General features: G+C 71.6%; 3 protein-coding genes. 2 read left to right on the top strand and 1 reads right to left on the bottom strand.

Annotated features, from left to right (window positions below; translation table 11 throughout):
* Positions 1 to 442: 442 nt before the first annotated feature.
* Positions 443 to 1,306: an alpha/beta fold hydrolase gene (locus tag ACTWPW_RS63420; protein WP_443174918.1), complete on the bottom strand. Its 864-nt coding sequence runs from the start codon at positions 1,304 to 1,306 to the stop codon at positions 443 to 445.
* Positions 1,307 to 1,636: 330 nt separating this feature from the next.
* Here ACTWPW_RS63420 and ACTWPW_RS63425 point away from each other — a divergent pair, with 330 nt between their 5' ends.
* Both ACTWPW_RS63425 and ACTWPW_RS63430 read left to right on the top strand, forming a co-directional pair.
* Positions 1,637 to 2,569: a patatin-like phospholipase family protein gene (locus tag ACTWPW_RS63425; RefSeq protein ID WP_443174919.1), complete on the top strand. Its 933-nt coding sequence runs from the start codon at positions 1,637 to 1,639 to the stop codon at positions 2,567 to 2,569.
* A partial coding sequence (locus ACTWPW_RS63430; protein ID WP_443174920.1) for a macrolide family glycosyltransferase occupies positions 2,566 to 3,492 on the top strand: 927 nt, incomplete at its 3' end. The genes ACTWPW_RS63425 and ACTWPW_RS63430, both read left to right, overlap by 4 nt.

Below are 3,492 nucleotides of genomic sequence, written 5' to 3' on the forward strand. Positions count from 1 at the left end.
AGATGGTGCCTTCCGCGATGTCGGAGAAGCCCCGATCCCGCAGCCACGCCGTGATCTCGTAGCCGTACGCGGGCCGGCCGGCCAGGAACGCCAGGACGATGCCCTCCAGCGTCCCCTTGAGCATCTCCGTCAGCTGCCTGCCCACGGAACACCCCCTCAGCTACTTAATGCTGCTGACTACCGGTACAAAGTAACACCGACTACTGGTACATAGCAACGTTGAATAGCTGAGGTACCACCCGGAACCGCACATCCTGACCGCCCATGGCATCCACCATCGCCGACCACCCTGATACCGGGCTGTCGCCGTGCTGACACGGCCGCTGACACGGCGACCGGCAGCACGAAATCGAGGCGCGGCATCTGCCACGCCTCGATCTCGTGCTGCCACGAACCGCCGGGGCACCGACCCGCGACGGTCGATGTCCCGGCCGGGATCCTGCTACTGAGCGGTCGCCCTCGCGGCCTGCTCGATCACGTTCGTGACGGTCCTGGGATCCGTCATCAGGCCGACATGCCCGGCGTCGTACTCGGTGATGGTGGAGCCGGCCCGCTTGGCCATGGCCCGCTGGGCGCTGCGCGGGATGATCAGGTCCTTGGTGCCGATCACGCTCCAGGACGGGATCGTCCGCCAGGCGGGGGTGCCGGACGGCTCGTTCAGTGCCCCGACCGTGGCCGGTCGCTGGGTGGCCGCCACCAGCGCCTTGTCATCGGGGCTCAGCCCGCTCGCGAACGACGTCAGGACCGTCGACTTCTTGAGGTACAGATCGGTGTCCGCGGTGGGCGGAAGGGCGGCGGGAACGAGGTCGAACACCGTCGTCGGGTCCGGGGCCGACAGGGCGGAGTCCGGCCCCGCGAGTGCGGTCGCGGACTCGCCGGCGTCGGGGGCGAAGGCGTTGACGTAGACGAGTGCCTTGATGTCGGGGTTCCCGGTGGCCGCGTTGGTGATCACGGCCCCGCCGTAGGAGTGGCCGACGAGGACGATCGGTCCCGTCAGCGTTTCCAGGAAGGCCCTCACGGACGCGGCGTCACCCGACAACGATCGCAGCGGGTTGGCGAGCGCCCGAACCGTGTATCCGTCGTCCTGGAGCCTGGCGACCACTCGGCTCCAGCTCGAGGCGTCCGCCCAGGCACCGTGCACGAGCACGATGGTGGGCTTCGCCGTACGCGACCGGCTGTCCTGGGCGGCGGCGCTCTGCGCCGGGTTGAGGCTCGCCAGGATGAGGGCGACCGCGGTGGCCCTCCTTACCGCGGTGAGGGGCCATCTCATGGTGTGGCGGGCCGCCTGAGCAAGGGGACTGACCATGGTTCTGTCCTGTTCTACGTGGGATGAGCGGCCCCGGCGTACGGGAGAGCGGAGACGGTGCGCGCCGGAGCCGCAGCCGAGCGCGTGATGCTCGACCCGTGTCCTAAGACCGGACACCGGCCCGCCGTGTGACGCCCGGCCCCAGACCGCCCACGAAGCCGCGCGGGGTGTCACATGTCCGGTGGCTGTCCTGTCTTAGGTGAGGCACCTATCCGATTCAGCGCGCTGGTGAGAAGGGCGGGTCATGTGGGTGGCACATCGCCGGAGATCGGCCTCCTCGGCTTTCCACGGTTCTTGGCCGGATGGCCGCGGCCACGGGAGGCGCAGGCCATGACACGCGATGAGGGGATGCACGCGCCCTCGTCGGACCGACCGGAATCAACGGGCCTGGGCGCCCTGCCCCGCCCCGTGGCGGCGGTGATCGGCGGCGGGGGCGTGCTCGGGGCCGCTCAGGTCGGCATCGGGTACGCGTTGGAGCAGCGCGGGTTCGTCCCGGACATGATCATCGGAACCTCGGTCGGGGCCCTCAACGGCGCGATCGTGGCCGCCCACCCCGGCACGGCGGCGTCGCGGCTGGACCACGTGTGGACCCGCGTCCGCCGCCGCGAGGTGTATCCGCTCGGCTTCCTGTCCTCGCGGGCCAGCATCGTCGCCGATCGCGGCCTGCGCAGGCTGATCGCCCGGGCCGAGCTGCCGCGGCGCATCGAGCAGCTGGAGATTCCCTTCACCGCGGTGGCCACGGATCTGGCCACCGGCACCGAGGCGTTGCTCAGCGAGGGAGACCTGGAGTCCGCGCTGCTGGCCAGCGCGGCCATTCCGGGGGTCCTGCCCCCGGTGGATCGGGACGGCCGGACGTTGATCGACGGCGGGGTGATCGCCTATGTCCCCGTACGGGCGGCGCAGGAGGCGGGGGCGGCCAGCGTGGTGGTGCTGTCGGCCGGGCCGGAATGGCCGCTGAGCCCGGCCCTGCCGCCCCGGCGGGCCGACGCGGTCGCCGCCAGGGCGGCGCTGCTGCTGGGGCACCGTCAGATCGAGCGCGATCTGCGCGAGGTGTCCACCCGGATCCCGACCGTCGTGCTGCCGACCGGCATCAAGACCTGGCCCGCTCCGTGGGACTTCCGCCAGTCCCAGCGGCTGATCATCACCGCCGCCCACGCGGCGGGCCGCTTTCTCGACGGGCTGCGCGTCAACGGGCCCGGCCTCTACGGGGTGAACGGTGCCTCGGCCGGCCTGCCCGCCCCGGCAGCGGGGGCCGGCCGATGAGCACCGTCGCGTTCCTCAACATCCCGATGCACGGGCACATCAACCCGACCCTGCCGGTCGTGGCCGAGCTCGTCCGGCGCGGTCACTCCGTCACCTACCACATCTCCGCCGAGTTCTCGGCGGAGATCGCGGCCACCGGCGCGACCGTGTGCCTCTACCCCGAGGCCGACCGGCCGCTCGCCGATCCGCCGATGCCGGTCACGATGCTGGAGGGGATCGCGCGCACCACCGTCGGCCTGCTGCCTCAGGTGCTCGCCGAGCTGCGCGACATCCGGCCCGACCTGATCGTGCACGACTCGGCCTGCCTCTGGGCCGCGGTCGCCGCCCGCGAGCTCGGCGTGCCCGCGGTATCGCTGTTCACCACGTTCGCGTACAACCGGCATGCGCCCAGCCCCACCCGCGTCTCGTGGAAGCTGCTGGCCCAGGCGGCGGCCCATCCCCGCAACACCCGCGACTACCTGCGGTGGCGGCGCAGCCTGCGGCGCCGCTACGACACCCGCGGACTGCCGCGGTTCGATTTCCCGAACGTACGCCAGCCGCTCAACCTGGTCTTCACCTCACGCGACTTCCAGCCCGGCGCCGGCACCCTCGGCGAGTCGTTCCGGTTCGTCGGCCCCAGCCTGGGCTCCCGCCCGCCCGACCCGTCGTTCCCGCTCGATCGCCTGCGGACCCCCGTGCTGTACGCCTCGCTGGGCACGGTGTTCAACGCGGGCCCGCAGCTGCTGCGCAACTTCGTCACCGGTCTCGCCCCGCTGGGCGGCACCGTGATCATCTCCACCGGGGAGACCGATCCGGCCGCGCTGGATCCGCTGCCGGACAACGTGATCGCGCGCCGCTTCGTCCCGCAGAACGAGGTGCTGGCCCGGGCCGCGCTGTTCGTCACGCACGGCGGCATGAACAGCGTCAACGAGGCCATGTACGCC

Source organism: Nonomuraea sp. KM90, assembly GCF_052246675.1.
Taxonomy (GTDB): Bacteria; Actinomycetota; Actinomycetes; order Streptosporangiales; family Streptosporangiaceae; genus Nonomuraea.